Source organism: Streptomyces sp. AC627_RSS907, from assembly GCF_019049165.1.
Window position 1 is genome coordinate 1 of the sequence record NZ_JAGMUE010000742.1, and the last position, 1,076, is coordinate 1,076.

General features: G+C 69.7%; 1 protein-coding gene. It reads right to left on the minus strand.

Translation table 11 applies throughout. From position 1 onward, the window contains the following. Positions 1–105: 105 nt before the first annotated feature. Entirely contained in the window at positions 106–582 is a 477-nt protein-coding gene (locus KUM32_RS38370; protein ID WP_217146435.1) for a hypothetical protein, read from the minus strand. Between the last annotated feature and the right edge of the window lie 494 nt (positions 583–1,076).

The window sequence follows — 1,076 nt, forward strand, 5'->3', positions numbered from 1 at the left end:
GCTGTGACGGCGGGCTGTTCCCCGGGTGTGGTGCGGGTTGAGCGGCGGCTGGTGACGCCGACTCGGCTATGCCGGTGGCGTTCTTCTTCGGTGAGGCCCGGGTCCTCAGTCACGCGTCGCGCCCTCGGGCCACACGACGGTCACCGGAACTCCCGTGCGTTCGGCGTACGCCACGACGTCCGCCGTACCTCCGTAACCGCGAGCCGGGAGCCCGTCCCACACGGCGATGAGTCGATCGACCAGACCCACCAGGGTCTCGCTACCCGCCATGTGGGCCTGTGCGTCGGAGCGACGCAGGCCCGTCGAATGGACCCTGGTCGCCTGCGCCAGCAGGGCGTCGTACGTCGCGTGGTGCGAGGCGGGCAGACCAGCCCGGTACTCCTCGGCCGGCACAACCGCCTCACACCGACCGCCATGCTCGATGACCATCTCGGCGAACCACGCGTCGGGACCGTCAGCCAGACACGAGACCCCGCACAGCTCAGCCGGGGCGAACTGGCGGATCGTGTCGGCGAGTAGCGCCCTGACTCTTTTCTCGACCTGCGCTGTAAGCCCACGATGTCCGGTGCTTCCGAGACGCATGAAGATCTCTTCCTGTGAGACTAGGAATACATGTCCCTGAGCCGCTCTTCGGAAGCGCGGACGGCTCTGAGAGGCGCGGGTCACGAGCGCGATGGTGGCCGCGCTGTGGCTGGTCACCCTCGCCGAGGGCGTCGAGCCGAGCGCTGGACCGCGAGCAGGGCGATAGCCTGGAAGGCCTGACCGGCAGGGGGCTGTATGGGCGATCTGCCGAACTTGAGCGATAGGTCGGAGTTCGCGGAAGTTACAAAAAAGCGGGGTGTCGCGCGATAAAGCCGCAGGTCAATTGCTCTGGTCCCCGCGCGCGCGGGGGTGGCCCCTTTCAGATGAAGGTCCGCGCCGCGTCGACACCCTGGTCCCCGCGCGCGCGGGGGTGGCCCCGCCCAGCGTCCCCCGGGGGCACGCAACCTCCTCTGGTCCCCGCGCGCGCGGGGGTGGCCCCCACCTGCGCAAGATCTGGGACGCCGACCCCGACTGGTCCCCGCACGCGCGGGGAT

Bases quoted from the DNA above. Each gene is read 5' to 3' on its own strand.
- KUM32_RS38370 (WP_217146435.1), bottom strand. From the start codon at position 582: ATGCGTCTCGGAAGCACCGGACATCGTGGGCTTACAGCGCAGGTCGAG.